Here is a 15,410-nt window from a genome sequence, read left to right on the forward strand (position 1 = left end):
CGATAATGGACAACCTGCCCATAGAGCCGATGCTCGTGGTCCTGGCCTTGCTGGTGCTGTGGTCGGGGCTGTTCACCGCCATCGAAGCCGCCCAGCAACACCTGCTGACCCTGCGCACCGCCTCGCGCTCCGGCGACAAACCGCTGGCGCGCCTGAGCTTCCCGCGCGACAGCCTGATTCTCTGCAACACCCTGTGCCGGGTGCTGGCAGTCATCATCAGTACCTTGCTGGCGCTCCTGCAGTGGGCGGAAAACGGCCCCTGGCTGGCCTGCCTGATCGCCACCAGCGTGCTGCTGGTACTCGCCGACTATCTCCCGCGGACCCTGGCCACCCGTTATCCGGACGCCATCCTCAGCCTGGGCAATACCCTGTTGGGCGTGCCGCTGAAGATCATCTACCCCGCGGCCTGGCTGCTCGACAGCATCAGCCAGCTGTTGCTGCGCCCCTTCACCCGCAAGGCCGGTGCCGTCAAGCAGAGCGAAGACGAGCAGGCCGCCGACCCGGACGACGCCGAGGAACATGCCAACGGCCGCCCGCACCCGGTGTCGGGCATCCATGCTCTGGACAACATCACCGTCAATGACATCCTGGTCCCGCGCAGCGAAGTCGACGGGATCAACCTGGACGAGCCTATCGGCGAGATCATCGAGCAGCTGCGCCTGTCCAAGCGCACCCGCCTGCCGGTGTTCCACAGCGACATCAACCAGGTCGAGGCGGTCCTCAATACCCGCCAGATCCGCCATCTGCTGCCGGATGCCAGCCTGACCAAAGAGGCGCTGCTGGCGGCCTGCCACGAACCTTACTTCGTGCCGGAAAGCACCCCGCTGCAGCTGCAACTGCTGAACTTCCACAAGCAGCAGCGCCGCCTGGGCATGGTGGTGGACGAGTACGGTGAAGTGCTGGGCATCGTCACCCTGGAAGACATCCTCGAAGAAATCGTCGGCGAATTCGAAAGCGAACACAGCCTCGACAACCCGCATATCCACCCCCAGGCCGACGGACGCTTTGTCATCGAAGGCGCCGCCTCGATTCGCGAGCTGAACAAGAGCCTGGGCTGGCACCTGCCCAGCGACGGCCCGAAAACCCTCAACGGCCTGGTCACCGAAGCGCTGGAGACCATTCCCGACAGCGCCGTCTGCCTGAAGATCGGCCGCTACCGCCTGGAAATCCTCGAAACCGAGGACAACCGGGTCAGTCGTGTACTGATCTGGCACACCAAGCCGGCCACCACTTCCACGCTGTAATAGTGACCCTGTAGCCGCTACCGAGCCCGCGAGGCTGCAATCGACCGCAAACCCTGTATCCGTATTCCGGCTTGCGCCGGCTACGCCGTCGAACACAGGCTGTGCCAGCGGCTACAGGGCTACGGCAAGTCGCTCTTGTTCGATCGTTAGGGGCCTTCCTATAATCGATCCGCTTACCCAAGCCCCGCAGAACCCGCGTGCTACCCCCACCCAGCGGCTTCTGCCCTGCTCCGCCCGCTTCTGGCAGGCTTCGCTCCCACCCCGAGCCACGCCCGCGCCAAACCCACATCCCTGGGTGTTCGACCATAATAATTCGCTCCGATGGAGCACATGACTGTCAGGGATAACCGCATGACGACCAGCACCACTTACAGCGCCTCCGTGCCTGCCCAGCCGACCAACTCCGCCAGCCGCGTGGCCACCGCCAGCTTTATCGGCACCGCCATCGAGTTCTATGACTTCTATGTGTATGCCACCGCCGCCGCGCTGGTGATCGGCCCGGTATTCTTCCCGCAGACATCCGGCACCGCCCAGATGCTCTCGGCGTTCCTGACCTTTGGCATCGCCTTCCTCGCCCGCCCCCTGGGCTCGGCGCTGTTCGGCCACTTCGGCGACCGGATCGGCCGTAAGTCGACCCTGGTGGCATCGCTGCTGCTGATGGGCGTGTGCACCACGCTGATCGGCGTGCTGCCCGGCTATGACAGCATCGGCGCCTGGGCCCCGATCCTGTTGTGCCTGCTGCGTTTCGGCCAGGGCCTGGGATTGGGCGGCGAATGGGGCGGAGCCGCGCTGCTCGCCACGGAAAACGCGCCGAAAGGCAAACGCGCCTGGTTCGGCATGTTCCCGCAACTGGGGCCATCGATCGGCTTTCTCGCGGCCAACGGCCTGTTCCTGACCCTGGCCATGAGCCTGAGCGACGAACAGTTCCGCTCCTGGGGCTGGCGAATTCCGTTCCTGCTCAGTGCCGCGCTGGTGCTGGTCGGCCTGTATGTACGCCTGAAACTCCACGAAACCCCGGTATTCGCCAACGCCATCGCCCGCCAGGAACGGGTCAAGATGCCGCTGGTCGAGCTATTCAGCCAGTACTGGCTGCCGGTGCTGCTGGGTGCCTCGGCGATGGTGGTGTGTTACGCGCTGTTTTATATCTCGACGGTGTTCTCCCTGAGCTACGGCGTCGCGACCCTCGGCTACAGCCGCGAAACCTTCCTCGGCCTGCTGTGCTTCGCGGTGCTGTTCATGGCCGCGGCCACGCCGCTGTCGGCCTGGGCCAGCGACCGTTATGGACGCAAGCCGGTGCTGATCATCGGCGGCCTGCTGGCGATTCTCTCGGGCTTCACCATGGAACCGCTGCTGACCCAGGGCTCGACCTGGGGCGTGGCGCTGTTCCTGTGCATCGAGCTGTTCCTGATGGGCGTGACCTTCGCCCCGATGGGTGCCCTGCTGCCCGAACTGTTCCCGACCCACGTGCGTTATACCGGCGCATCGGCGGCTTATAACCTGGGCGGCATTGTCGGCGCTTCGGCGGCACCCTTCTTCGCCCAGAAACTGGTGGCGATGGGTGGATTGAGTTGGGTTGGCGGCTATGTGTCGGCGGCAGCGGTGCTCAGCCTGATCGCTGTGCTGTGCCTGAAGGAAACGCGCAATAACGACCTGAATCAGGTCGGCTGACAGAAGGTCATCGCGGGCAAGTCGGATCGCCGCCCGCTCGCTCCTACAGGTCCCGTAGGAGCGAGGCTTGCCCGCGAAGCTTTTACAGCTCTACAACGACCGCCTGGGAAGCCCGGGTCGCCTTGGCCCGGGCGGCCTCGATCGACTCATCCCGCGCCAGGGCCACGCCCATGCGGCGCTGGCCATTGACTTCAGGCTTGCCGAACAGGCGCAGGGCAGTGTCCGGCTCGCTCAGGGCCGCGCCCAGGTTGGCGAAAGCGGTCTGGGTCGACTGGCCTTCCACCAGGATTACCGCCGAGGCCGATGGACCGAACTGACGGATCAACGGGATCGGCAGGCCGAGAATCGCCCGCGCATGCAGGGCGAACTGCGACAGGTCCTGGGAAATCAGGGTCACCAGACCGGTGTCATGGGGACGCGGCGACACTTCGCTGAACCAGACCTGGTCGCCCTTGACGAACAGTTCGACGCCGAACAGGCCACGGCCACCCAGGGCCTCGGTCACCGCCTTGGCCACGCGCTCGGACTCGGCCAGGGCCTTTGGACTCATGGCCTGGGGCTGCCAGGATTCCTGGTAGTCTCCCTTCTCCTGACGATGGCCGACCGGCGCGCAGAAGGTGGTGCCGCCGACATGACGCACGGTCAGCAGGGTGATTTCATAATCGAAATCGATGAATCCCTCGATGATCACCCGGCCCTTGCCGGCACGCCCGCCTTCCTGGGCATAGTCCCAGGCCTTCTGCACGTCGTCGACGCTACGCAGCAGGCTCTGGCCCTTGCCCGAGGAACTCATCACCGGCTTGACCACGCAGGGGAAGCCCAGGTCGTCCACCGCCTTGCGGTAGTCTTCGAAGGTATCGGCGAAGTGGTAAGGCGAGGTCGGCAGGTCCAGCTCTTCGGCGGCCAGGCGACGGATGCCTTCGCGGTTCATGGTCAGTTGGGCAGCCCGGGCGGTCGGGATCACGGTGAACCCTTCGGACTCCAGCTCCACCAGGGTGGCGGTGGCGATGGCTTCGATCTCCGGCACGATGAAGTGCGGCTTCTCCGCCTCGATCACCGCACGCAGCGCAGCGCCGTCGAGCATGTTGATCACATGGCTGCGATGGGCAACCTGCATCGCCGGCGCATTGGCGTAGCGATCCACGGCAATCACCTCAACGCCCAGGCGTTGCAGCTCGATCACCACTTCCTTGCCCAACTCACCACAGCCACACAGCAAAACGCGGGTCGCGGTTGGCGACAATGGAGTTCCGATACGGGTCATCTGAAGGTCCTCAAAAAGGAGCGGATCATCGAGGGTCGCGCACCAGGCGGGCGGCCCATGGGGAAGAAAGCGCGGCATTTTACATGAACCGCGCGCTTTGGCCTCAGCTGGCGCACGCCGCCTTGCGCAAACGCCAGGCCATGGCCAGCCAGACCGCGGTCACGCCGGCGAACTTCGACCCCAGCGCCGTGAGGATCACGCCCGGGGTCAAGGCGTCGATCAGTCCGAAAAAGATAAAGGTGTCCAGGGGAATGCTCAACGCCGAACTTATCCACAGGCGGTCGTGCAGCGGGCGCTTGGTGATGCTGAACACCAGCCAGTCGATGCACTCAGAGACCGCGAACGCCGTGGCGCTGGCCAGGGCGATGGCCGGGTCGGAGGTCACGTAGGACAGCACCAGCGCCACCAGCATGGCGACGAGCGCGCCATGGCCGAAGCGGGTCTGCACCATGTCCCGCAGGACGAACACCAACCCGCCCCAGGCCGACCAGATGATGTCCAGGTGCGGAGCGGTGGAAAAGGCGTAGTTGATCAGTACGACACTGCCGATATAGGCGATCAGGAAGAGCATGGGGCGAAAAGTACCTGTCAGTAAGGCGCACAGGGTACTTCAGGAGGGTGGGATGGACCAGACGGGAGCTGGTCGATATCGCCGGCAGGCTCGCTCCTGCAGGGGCGAGACTGCCAGCGACAGCCGTTTAGCCGGGCTTGGTGCCGATCATCCACAGCAGCCCGCTGGACTTGGCGCGCTCATGACACAGCGCCAGCACCTCGCGGCGCTCGGCGTTGTCCATGCGGCTCCAGCGGGTGATCTCGCTCACCGTGCGCTGGCAACCGGTGCAGATATCGTCATCGTCCAACGCGCAGATGCTCACGCAGGGCGAGGGAACGGGTCTTTCGGGGGTGGTCATTATTCTTGCTCGGCCAGGTCGCGGGCGTAACGCTGGGAATTATGCACATAGTGCGCGGCGCTGGCTTCGAGCATCTTCTTCTGCAGCTCGGTCAACTCGCGCACCACCTTGCCCGGCGAGCCCATCACCAGCGAACCGTCGGGGATTTCCTTGCCTTCGCCGATCAGCGAGTTGGCGCCGATGATGCAGTTCTTGCCAATCTTCGCGCCGTTGAGAATCACCGCGTTGATGCCGATCAGACTGTAGTCGCCGACGGTGCAGCCATGCAGCATGGCGTTGTGGCCAATGGTCACGCCAGTGCCGATGGTCAGTGGAAAGCCCATGTCGGTGTGCATCACCGTGCCGTCCTGCACGTTGCTGTTCCTGCCGATCAGGATCAGCTCGTTGTCGCCACGCAGCACCGCGTTGAACCAGACGTTGGCCCCCTCCTCCAGCTTGACCTTGCCCACCAGCGTGGCATTGGGTGCGATCCAGCTTTGCGGGTGGGTTTCGACGCGGGCGTCGCCCAGGCGGTATTTCATATTGTTGTCCTCAAGACCAGGCAGGTTCAGGTACACAGCAGGGTTCAGGCCATACGAGCGATGGCTTCAAATATTGATAAAGCTTTTGGGCGGTTGGTGCAGGCTGATCTTGGCGTCATACAGCAGGTTGATCAGCTCGACGATCATGATCGCCGTCAGGCCCCAGATCTTGTACTCGCCGAAGCGGTAGCTCGGCACATACCAGCTGCGGCCCTGATAATCGATGCGGTGGGTATGTTCGCGCGGGTCCTGGCGGAAAAACTCCAGCGGCACGCTGAATACCGCGGCGATCTCGGCGTCATTGGCCAGGTATTCGACATAATCGGGAATCACCCCGACATAAGGCGTGACCTTGATCCCGTGCAGGGAAATCAGCGGGCTCAAGGGGCCGATCACTTCCACCAGCCCGGGAGGCAAGCCGATTTCTTCTTCGGCTTCGCGCAGGGCGGTAAAAACCAGGTCGGGATCTTCCGGGTCGCGGCGGCCGCCGGGGAAGGCCACTTCGCCGCCGTGGGTGGACAATCCTTTGGCACGCAGGGTCAGCACCAGCTCGGGCTCGTCACTGCGGGTAATGGGCACCAGCACGGCGGCCTCGGGGAAACGTCGATCCGTCTCCAGCGGTCGCGGCGTATGGTTGCTTACCCGGTGCAGTAGCTCGTCCAGCATGAGTCTTCTCGATCTGTCGACTACCTTGCATCATGCACCAAACAAACCGACCGCCCAACCCCCGATCCACGCCATGTCGCGTAACGACAACTTGCCGACAAAGCCCCGTGCACGCCAAGATAGGCGTAGCCTTTTCGGATACCCAGCATGAAATTCTGCAGCCAGTGCGGTCACCCGGTCACCCAGCGCATTCCCGAAGGCGATTCGCGCCTGCGTTTTGTCTGCGACAACTGCCAGACCATCCATTACCAGAACCCGAATATAGTCGCCGGCTGCCTGCCGACCTGGGGCACCCAGGTGCTGCTGTGCCGGCGCGCGATCGAGCCGCGTCGTGGTTACTGGACGCTGCCGGCCGGTTTCATGGAGAACGGCGAGACCGTCGAACAGGCGGCGATTCGCGAGACGTTCGAGGAAGCCTGCGCCCGGGTCCGCAACCTGAGCATCTATACCCTGATCGACGTCCCGCACATCAGCCAGGTGCATGTCTTCTTCCGCGCCGAGCTGGCGGACCTGGATTTCGCCGCCGGCGAAGAGAGCCTGGAAGTCCGGCTTTTCGAAGAAGCCGACATTCCCTGGTCCGAGCTGGCTTTTCGCACGGTCGGGCGTACCTTAGAATGCTTCTTCGCTGACCGGCGGAATGAGCAATACCCTGTGCGTTCCGAGTCCATTCCGCCCCTGGCTCAGCCGGTCCTCACTTAAACAACAAAACGTACGCGGCACCTGTGTACTCTTAGGGATATCGTTTCATGCGCTGGTTGCTCGCCCTTTTCTGCTGCTCGGTTATCGCTGTCTCCCACGCCTCCGCGACGGATACCCTGGACGGCAAGATCATCGAGAAAGTCCTGGTCCTCAAGTCGGCCCATCAGTTGCAACTGATCAACGACGGCAAACCCTTCAAGACCTACCGCATTTCCCTGGGCAAACAGCCCAAGGGGCCGAAGCTCATGGAAGGCGACAAGCGCACGCCGGAAGGCTTCTACTGGCTGGACTGGCGCAAGACCAGCGACCGCTTCAACCTGGCCATGCATATCTCCTACCCGAACATCAGCGATTCCGCGCGTTCGCGTCGCGAAGGCGTGGAGCCCGGCGGCATGATCATGATCCACGGCACCCCGGACAGCGAAGACTACCCGGAGCAGTATTTCCATACCCTGGACTGGACCGACGGCTGCATTGCCATGCGCAACATCGACATGCGCGAAGTCTGGAGCCTGGTCCCGGACGGCACGATGATCGAAATCCGCCCCTGATTTCTCGCTGAAACGCCGCTAAAACACCTCAGTTACAAAAAAAATCGCAGGTCGCGCCGGCTTCGAAAGGTGAATACCAATTCCCCCTCGAAGAACCGCCGCCCCTGCGATTTTCGCATTCACGGCCAGACCGCCCTAATACCACTTCGCCAAACCATCCCCGGCAACGCCCATAAAGCGCCCGTTTTCGTGCGCTATCGCCGTACTACTGGCGTTGACATGGTATTTAAGTGGTATTAGTTTTCGCCACATTACCGGGCGACAACAAACCAATAACGCATCGGAACCTCGACAGATGAACCACATCCTGGCCCTGCGCCCCGACGATACCCAGCCGACCCCGCTGTACCTGCAACTGGCGCGCAACCTTGAAGCCGCGATCCATGCCGGCCAGTGGAAAGCCGAACAGGCCCTGCCCTCGGAACGCAACCTGAGCGAGATGCTCAACATCTCCCGCGTCACAGCGCGCAAGGCCCTGGAAGTGCTGTTCGAACAGGGCCTGATCCGCCGCAGCCAGGGCTCCGGCACCTTCATCACCCCACGCCTGGAACAACCGTTGTCGCGCCTGTCCGGCTTCAGCGAAATGCTCCGCCTCAAAGGCTTCGTGCCCGGTTCCCAATGGTTGGAGCGGGAAATCACCACGCCGACCCACGAAGAATTGATCCGCCTCGGCCTGTCGCCGAACGACAAGGTGGCACGCCTCAAGCGTCTGCGCAAAGCCGACGACACGGTGATGGCGATCGAAATGAGCACCCTGCCGGCCTCGATCATTGCCCAGCCGGATGCCGTGGGCGATTCGCTCTACGCCTACCTCGACGGCATCGGCCGCCCGGTGGTGCGTGCCCTGCAGCACATCCAGGCGATCAACGCCTCCGCCGAGTTCGCCGCCCTGGTGGGCATCGCCCCCGGCACCGCGATGCTGCTGATGACCCGTGTCGGCTACCTCGAAGACAACACCCCGATCGAAGTCACCGACACCTATTGCCGCAACGACTACTACGACTTCGTCGCCGAGCTACGTCGCTGAACCAGGCCGCTGAGCCAGTCGCCGAGTCGCCAAGAACCCGTCCCAGAGAGCTGCCCATGTCCGAACACAACATCCTCACCCCGCAAGGCTGGATTCGCGGCCGCCTGAACCACCGGGACGGCAAGGTCACCGGCATCGAAGGCAGCCCCTGCGACCCGGCGGACAACGACCTGCCCTACCTGCTGCCGGGCTTCATCGACCTGCATGTGCATGGCGGTGGCGGCAAGGACATCATGGAAGGCGCCCCGGCGTTCGAGACCATCACCCGCACCCACGTGCGCTTCGGCACCACCTCGCTGCTGGCCACCACCATGACCGCGCCGACCGAGGAGATCACCCGGGTCCTCGGCGCCATCGGCGAATATTGCGAGCAGCGCCCCAGCGGCAGCGCCCGGGTGCTCGGCGTGCACCTGGAAGGTCCGTATATCAATCCAGGCAAGCTCGGCGCCCAGCCCAATTTCGCCCATACCGCGCTGATGGCCGAAGTCGAGGCCTACCTGCGCCTGGCGCCAATCCGAGTGATTACCATCGCCCCGGAAATCGCCGGCCATGACGCGCTGATCCGCGCCCTCAGCGCCCGCGGCATCCGCATGCAGATCGGCCACACCCTGGGCAGCTACGAGGAAGGCGTGGCCGCGCTCGACGCCGGGGCCACCAGCTTCACCCACCTGTACAACGCCATGAGCCCGCTGCATCACCGCGAGCCTGGCATAGTCGGCGCCGCCCTGGCCCACGCCCAGTACGCGGAACTGATCCCCGACCTGCTGCACGTGCACCCCGGCGCCATGCGCGTGGCCCTGCGTTCTATCCCCTGCCTGTACTGCGTCACCGATTCCACCGCGGCGGCCGGCATGCCGGACGGCGAATACAAGCTCGGCAGCCACACCGTGACCAAATGCCTGGGCGGCGTGCGCCTGCCGGACGGCACCCTGGCCGGCAGCACCCTGACCATGGACCAGGCGCTGCGCAACCTGGTGAAGATCGGCCTGCCATTGGCCGAAGCTTCGCAACGCTTGTCACAGTTTCCCGCTGATTATCTCGGCCTGGCCGAACGCGGGCGCTTGCAGGTCGGCAGCTGGGCCGACTGCGTGTGCCTGGACCGCTCACTCACACTGACCGCCGTCATGGTCGAAGGAGAAGACATTGACTTCAAAAATGCTTGAAGAGGCGCTGTCCTCTGCCGCGGCCGTCGAAGGCCAGTTGCAGCACCTGGACCCGCAACTGATCGAAGTGGCCGGGCGCCTGAATCGCCAGCCGCCGCAAGTGGTGATGACCGTCGCCCGCGGCAGCTCCGACCATGCCGCCAGCTACTTCGCCTACCTGACCATGCAGCAACTGGGCTTCCCGGTCGCGTCCTTGCCGATGTCGGTGGTGACCATGCAACAGGCGCCACTGCGCGTCAGCGGCCAGGCGGCATTCGCCTTTTCCCAGTCCGGGCAGAGCCCCGATCTGGTCAACAGCATGCGGCTGCTGCGCAAGCGCGGGGCCTTGAGCGTGGCCATGGTCAACGCCCAGGACACCCCGCTGGAAGCCGCCAGCGAGTTCTGCCTGCCACTGCACGCCGGCGCCGAACGCAGCGTGGCGGCGACCAAGAGTTTTATTGCCACCCTCAGCGCCAGCGCCCGCCTGATCGCCCACTGGAAACAGGACGCACAGTTGCTGGAAGCCGGCCTCGCCCTGCCCCAGGGGCTGCGCGAGGCCACGACCCAGGACTGGAGCCCGGCCGTCGAGGCCCTGCGCGATAGCCAGCGGCTGATGGTGATCGGCCGTGGCGCCGGGTTCGCCATCGCCCAGGAAGCGGCGCTGAAACTCAAGGAAACCTCGGCGATCCAGGCCGAAGCCTTCAGCAGCGCGGAAGTTCGCCACGGCCCGATGGCGCTGATCGGAGACAACTATCCGCTGCTGGTGTTCGCCCCACGGGGCGCGGAACAGGCCGGCCTGATCAGCCTCGCCGCCGACATGCGCCAGCGTGGCGCCCGAGTGTTGCTGGCGGCGCCGGACGATATCGCCGAACGCGACCTGACCCTGAGCCGGGCCGAACACCCGGCGCTCGATCCGATCCTGGCGATCCAGAGTTTCTACGGCATGGCCGCAAGCCTTGCCGAGGCTCGCGGCATGGACCCGGACCAGCCACGGCACCTGAGCAAAGTGACCCGCACCCACTGAGCCTTTCCTTCAACGGATGAGTACTGCGCCATGCACAACAACAATAAAGACCTGACGCTCGGCGCTCCCTTGAGCGGCCCGGTGCTCACCCTCGCCAGGGTCCCCGACCTGGTGTTTTCCAGCGGCGCCATGGGCGACGGGATCGCCATCGACCCGCTGAACAACACCCTGCACGCCCCTTGCGCCGGCGTGGTGGTGCATGCCGCCCGCACCGGCCACGCGGTGACCCTGCGCGCCGACAACGGCGCGGAACTGCTGCTGCACCTGGGCCTGGACACCGTCCAGCTGCAAGGCGAGGGTTTCTCCATGCTGGTGCAGGAAGGCGCCCGGGTCAGCTGCGGCCAGGCCCTGCTGCGCTTCGATCTCGATCAGGTCGCGCGGAACAGCAAAAGCCTGATCAGCCTGATGATCCTGACCAACGGCGAACACTTCCAGACCCTGCCCATCACCCTGAAATCGGTGAAAGTCGGCGAACCGCTGCTGCACATCGTGCCGCGCGCGACCAATGCAGCCCAGGCGCAAGCCAGCGACACCTCGACCGACGAGGTCGAAGGCCAGACCCGGGTCAATCACCGCGGTGGCCTCCATGCCCGGCCCGCTGCGCTGATCCGCCAGACCGCCCAGGGTTTCAGCAGCAAGGCGCAACTGCATTTCAACGGCAAGTCGGCGTCCTGCGACAGCCTGGTCAGCCTGATGGGGCTGGGGGTCGGCGAGCAGGACGAGGTGCGGGTCAGCTGCCAGGGCAAGGACTGCAAAGCCGCCCTGCTGGCCCTGCTGGACGCCCTCACCACCCCGCTGGCCGAAGACGCCCACGCCGCGGCGCCAGTGGTGAAGGCCGTCGCCCCCCAGCGCCCTGCCGAAGCCGGGGTAATCCAGGGTGTCTGCGCCGCCCCGGGACTGGTCTGCGGGCCACTGTTTCACCTGACCGCCATGACCCTGCCCGAAGACAGTGGCGGTCACCCGCCCCAGGAACAACTGCAGGCGTTGGACCAGGCCCTGGAAAAGGTTCGCAGCGACATTCGCGGCACCCTGGACCACGCCCGGCAACGCAAGGACAACCAGGAAGAAGCGATCTTCGCCGCCCACCTGGCCCTGCTCGAAGACCCGGCGCTGCTGGACGCCGCCCGCCAGAGCATCGGCCAGGGACGCGCCGCCACCCACGCCTGGAGCGACGCCATCGGCGAACAGTGCGAGATCCTGCTGCAACTGGGCAATGCCCTGCTCGCCGAACGCACCAACGACCTGCGCGACCTGCAACAACGGGTGCTGCGCGCCCTGCTCGGCGAGGCCTGGCATTACCAGCTGCCGGCCGGCGCCATCGTCGCGGCCCACGAACTGACCCCGTCCGACCTGCTGCAACTGAGCGAGCAAGGCGCCGTTGGCCTGTGCATGGCCGCCGGCGGCGCCACCTCCCACGTGGCGATCCTGGCCCGGGGCAAGGGCCTGCCCTGCCTGGTGGCCCTGGGCTCGGAGCTTCTCGATGTGCTGCAAGGCCAGCAGGTGGTGCTGAACGCCGATCAGGGTCGCCTGGAACTGACACCGGACAGCGCCCGTATCGAACAGGTCCGGCAGAGCCATCTGCTGCGCCAGCAGCGTCGCGAGCAACAACAGCAACAGGCCCATCTGCCGGCCAGGACCCTCGACGGCCAGGCGATCGAAGTCGCCGCCAATGTCGCCTCCAGCCAGGAAGCCCAGGGCGCCCATGCCAACGGCGCCGACGGCGTCGGCCTGTTGCGTACCGAGTTTCTGTTCGTCGACCGGCATACCGCCCCCGATGAACAGGAGCAGCGCCAGGCCTATCAGGCCGTGCTGGATGCCATGGGCGACAAGGCGGTGATCATCCGCACCATCGACGTGGGCGGCGACAAGCAACTGGACTACCTGCCGCTGCCGGTGGAAGCCAACCCGGTGCTGGGCCTGCGCGGCATTCGCCTGGCCCAGGCCCGCCCGGAACTGCTGGACCAGCAACTGCGGGCCCTGCTGCAGGTCAGCCCGCTGCAACGCTGCCGCATCCTGCTGCCGATGGTCAGCGAGCTCGACGAACTGCTGCATATCCGCGAGCGCATCGACTGCCTGTGCGCCGAGCTGGGGATCGGCCAGCGCCCGGAGCTGGGGGTGATGATCGAAGTCCCGGCCGCCGCCCTGCTCGCCGAGCAACTGGCCGAATACGCCGACTTCCTCTCCATCGGCACCAACGACCTGTCGCAATACACCCTGGCCATGGACCGTGACCATGCCGGCCTGGCCGCGCGGGTCGATGCGCTGCACCCGGCGCTGCTGCGGCTGATCGCCCAGACCTGCGCCGGCGCGGCCAGGCACGGCCGCTGGGTCGGGGTGTGCGGCGCCCTGGCCTCTGATCCGCTGGCGACGCCGGTGCTGGTCGGCCTGGGGGTCAGCGAGCTGTCGGTGAGCCCGCCGCAAGTGGGCGAGATCAAGGAACGGGTCCGCCAGCTGGACGCCGCCGAATGCCAGCGCCTCAGCCACGACCTGCTGAACCTGAGCAGTGCCTCGGCGGTGCGCCATGCCTGCCACCAACACTGGCCCCTGAGCTGAACAACAAGAACACCGGGAGACACGCCATGTACCAATTATTCATCGAAGGCCTGCAGCGCCTGGGCCGGGCCCTGATGCTGCCGATCGCGATCCTGCCGATCGCCGGCCTACTGCTGCGCCTGGGCGACACCGACCTGCTGAACATCGCGATCATCCACGATGCCGGCCAGACCATCTTCGCCAACCTGGCGCTGATCTTCGCCATCGGCATCGCCGTGGGCTTCGCCAAGGACAACAACGGCACCGCCGGCCTGGCCGGCGCCATCGGTTACCTGGTGATGGTGGCGACCCTCAAGGTGCTCGATGCCAGCATCAACATGGGCATGCTCGCCGGGATCATCAGCGGCCTGCTGGCCGGCGCCCTGTACAACCGCTTCAAGGACATCAAGTTGCCGGAATACCTGGCATTCTTTGGCGGACGGCGCTTCGTGCCGATCGTCACCGGCTTCAGCGCCGTCGGCCTGGGGGTGGTGTTCGGCCTGATCTGGCCGCCGATCCAGCACGGCATCAACAGCTTCGGTGCCCTGCTGCTGGACAGCGGCAGCTTCGGCGCCTTCGTCTTCGGTGTGTTCAACCGCTTGCTGATCGTCACCGGCCTGCACCACATCCTCAACAACATGGCCTGGTTCGTCTTCGGCAACTTCACCGATCCAACCACCGGCGCCCTGGTCACCGGGGATATCTCGCGCTACTTCGCCGGCGACCCCAAGGGCGGCCAGTTCATGACCGGAATGTTCCCGATGATGATCTTCGGCCTGCCCGCCGCCTGCCTGGCGATGTATCGCAACGCCTTGCCGGAGCGGCGCAAGGTGATGGGCGGGATCCTGTTGTCGATGGCCCTGACCTCGGCCCTCACCGGGGTGACCGAGCCGGTGGAATTCGCCTTCATGTTCCTCGCCCCCTTCCTCTACCTGGTGCACGCCCTGCTGACCGGCCTCGCCATGGGCCTGACCAACTTCCTCAATATTCACCTGGGCTTCACCTTCTCCGGCGGCGCCATCGACATGGCCCTGGGCTGGGGCAAGTCCACCAACGGCTGGCTGATATTCCCCGTGGGCCTGCTCTATGCGGTGATCTACTACACGGTCTTCGACTTCTGCATCAAACGCTTCAACCTGAAAACCCCGGGCCGCGAAGACACCCCGGGCAGCGAAAAAGCCACCATGAGCAACAATCAGCGTGCTGGCGCCTATATCCAGGCCCTGGGCGGCGCGGACAACTTGATTACCGTCGGCGCCTGCACCACCCGCCTGCGCCTGGAACTGGCCGACCGTACCAAGGCGTCGGACAGCGACCTCAAGGCCCTTGGCGCCATGGCCGTGGTGCGTCCCGGCAAGGGCGGCAGCCTGCAGGTGGTGGTCGGCCCGCTGGCCGACAGCATCGCCGATGAAATTCGCCTGGCCATGCCCAGCGCCGGCAAGCCACTGGAGCAGCCAGGCCCCGCCGCCGCAGCCTTCGAAGCACCGGCAGCGGTGAGCATTGCGCCCCAGGAAGCCGTGAAATGGCTGGACGCCTTCGGCGGCAGCGACAATGTGCTGCAACTGGACTGTGTGGCCATGACTCGCCTGCGGGTGCAACTGGGCGACAACAAGGCGCTGTCGGAATGTCAGCTGAAGAACCTCGGCTGCCAGGGCTCGAGCCAGCTCGACGATGGCGTCTGGCACCTGCTGATCGGCGAAAAGGCCGCGAGCCTGAGCCAGGCCCTGGATAGCCTGATCAACCGCAGCGAGGTCAGCGCGAAGGTCTGACCCTCTCCGACAGGGGGAGCAGGCACAAAAAAGCCCGCTGACCGTTACCGGTTCAGCGGGCTTTTTCATGGGCGGGGCCTTAGAAGTCTTCCAGACGCCAGACTTCGTAAGCCGGCGTCTCGTAGGGATGGCTCTGCTTGAGGGCCATCACCACGCTACGGATCAACTCGTCGGCCACCACCAGCTCGACTTTCCATTCCTGCACCTGCTCGACCTGGCCGGTCTGCCCGAGAAACGGCTGGCTGCCGTCCAACGGGCGGAACTGGCCCTGGCCCAGCACCTGCCACGCACACTGGTCGTAAGCGCCGATCCGTCCGCCGCCGGCGGCGAATACAGCGTTCTTGACCACTTCCACGTGGCTGGGCGGGACGAAAAAGCTGAGCTTGTACACG

At 65.1% G+C, this 15,410-nt stretch carries 15 protein-coding genes; 9 read left to right on the top strand and 6 right to left on the bottom strand.

The annotated features are described in order from the left end of the window. Window positions 1-5: 5 nt before the first annotated feature. Together J4D52_RS13510 and J4D52_RS13515 are read left to right on the top strand one after the other, a co-directional pair. Entirely contained in the window at window positions 6-1,244 is a 1,239-nt protein-coding gene (locus tag J4D52_RS13510) for a transporter associated domain-containing protein (protein ID WP_063428521.1), read from the top strand. Window positions 1,245-1,595: 351 nt separating this feature from the next. Next, complete coding sequence (locus J4D52_RS13515) at window positions 1,596-2,912, top strand: MFS transporter (RefSeq protein ID WP_025806553.1); 1,317 nt, start codon at window positions 1,596-1,598, stop codon at window positions 2,910-2,912. Window positions 2,913-2,994: 82 nt separating this feature from the next. On the opposite strand, the gene purT is transcribed toward J4D52_RS13515, so the two are convergent. From purT to J4D52_RS13540, 5 genes are all read right to left on the bottom strand, one after another. Further along, a complete protein-coding gene (gene purT / locus J4D52_RS13520; protein WP_009047140.1) occupies window positions 2,995-4,176 on the bottom strand; it encodes a formate-dependent phosphoribosylglycinamide formyltransferase in 1,182 nt (393 codons plus the stop codon). 103 nt (window positions 4,177-4,279) lie between these two features. Further along, complete coding sequence (locus tag J4D52_RS13525; protein WP_025806551.1) at window positions 4,280-4,747, bottom strand: VUT family protein; 468 nt, start codon at window positions 4,745-4,747, stop codon at window positions 4,280-4,282. A gap of 127 nt (window positions 4,748-4,874) precedes the next feature. Further along, window positions 4,875-5,087, bottom strand: a complete 213-nt coding sequence (locus J4D52_RS13530) for a DUF1289 domain-containing protein (protein ID WP_025806550.1) — start codon at window positions 5,085-5,087, stop codon at window positions 4,875-4,877. After that, a complete protein-coding gene (locus J4D52_RS13535; RefSeq protein WP_063428518.1) occupies window positions 5,087-5,608 on the bottom strand; it encodes a gamma carbonic anhydrase family protein in 522 nt (173 codons plus the stop codon). The genes J4D52_RS13530 and J4D52_RS13535 overlap by 1 nt, the downstream gene beginning before the upstream one ends. Before the next feature lie 66 nt (window positions 5,609-5,674). Then, entirely contained in the window at window positions 5,675-6,274 is a 600-nt protein-coding gene (locus tag J4D52_RS13540; RefSeq protein ID WP_009047136.1) for a CoA pyrophosphatase, read from the bottom strand. A 147-nt stretch (window positions 6,275-6,421) separates the two neighbouring features. Here J4D52_RS13540 and J4D52_RS13545 point away from each other — a divergent pair, with 147 nt between their 5' ends. From J4D52_RS13545 to nagE, 7 genes are all read left to right on the top strand, one after another. Continuing rightward, window positions 6,422-6,973: an NUDIX hydrolase gene (locus tag J4D52_RS13545; RefSeq protein WP_063428516.1), complete on the top strand. Its 552-nt coding sequence runs from the start codon at window positions 6,422-6,424 to the stop codon at window positions 6,971-6,973. A gap of 47 nt (window positions 6,974-7,020) precedes the next feature. Beyond that, window positions 7,021-7,524 carry a murein L,D-transpeptidase family protein gene (locus tag J4D52_RS13550; protein WP_063428514.1) on the top strand — a complete coding sequence of 168 codons (504 nt, stop codon included), beginning with the start codon at window positions 7,021-7,023 and terminating at the stop codon, window positions 7,522-7,524. A gap of 295 nt (window positions 7,525-7,819) precedes the next feature. After that, window positions 7,820-8,551 (top strand): GntR family transcriptional regulator, encoded by a 732-nt coding sequence (locus J4D52_RS13555; protein ID WP_053277578.1) that lies wholly within the window; start codon window positions 7,820-7,822, stop codon window positions 8,549-8,551. A gap of 56 nt (window positions 8,552-8,607) precedes the next feature. Beyond that, complete coding sequence (gene nagA / locus J4D52_RS13560) at window positions 8,608-9,714, top strand: N-acetylglucosamine-6-phosphate deacetylase (protein WP_025806546.1); 1,107 nt, start codon at window positions 8,608-8,610, stop codon at window positions 9,712-9,714. Next, on the top strand, window positions 9,695-10,717 hold the full coding sequence (locus tag J4D52_RS13565) for an SIS domain-containing protein (RefSeq protein WP_102677904.1): 1,023 nt from the start codon (window positions 9,695-9,697) through the stop codon (window positions 10,715-10,717). The genes nagA and J4D52_RS13565 overlap by 20 nt, the downstream gene beginning before the upstream one ends. A 30-nt stretch (window positions 10,718-10,747) precedes the next feature. Continuing rightward, complete coding sequence (gene ptsP, locus J4D52_RS13570) at window positions 10,748-13,270, top strand: phosphoenolpyruvate--protein phosphotransferase (RefSeq protein ID WP_063428510.1); 2,523 nt, start codon at window positions 10,748-10,750, stop codon at window positions 13,268-13,270. A 26-nt stretch (window positions 13,271-13,296) separates the two neighbouring features. Next, window positions 13,297-15,018, top strand: a complete 1,722-nt coding sequence (nagE, locus tag J4D52_RS13575) for an N-acetylglucosamine-specific PTS transporter subunit IIBC (protein WP_025806542.1) — start codon at window positions 13,297-13,299, stop codon at window positions 15,016-15,018. A gap of 79 nt (window positions 15,019-15,097) precedes the next feature. Here nagE and J4D52_RS13580 read toward each other — a convergent pair whose 3' ends face one another. Beyond that, entirely contained in the window at window positions 15,098-15,409 is a 312-nt protein-coding gene (locus tag J4D52_RS13580) for a YqfO family protein (RefSeq protein ID WP_009047129.1), read from the bottom strand. Between the last annotated feature and the right edge of the window lies 1 nt (window position 15,410).

The sequence above is a fragment of the Pseudomonas sp. GW460-12-10-14-TSB1 genome (genome assembly GCF_017349775.1).
Taxonomy (GTDB): domain Bacteria; phylum Pseudomonadota; class Gammaproteobacteria; order Pseudomonadales; family Pseudomonadaceae; genus Aquipseudomonas; species Aquipseudomonas piscium.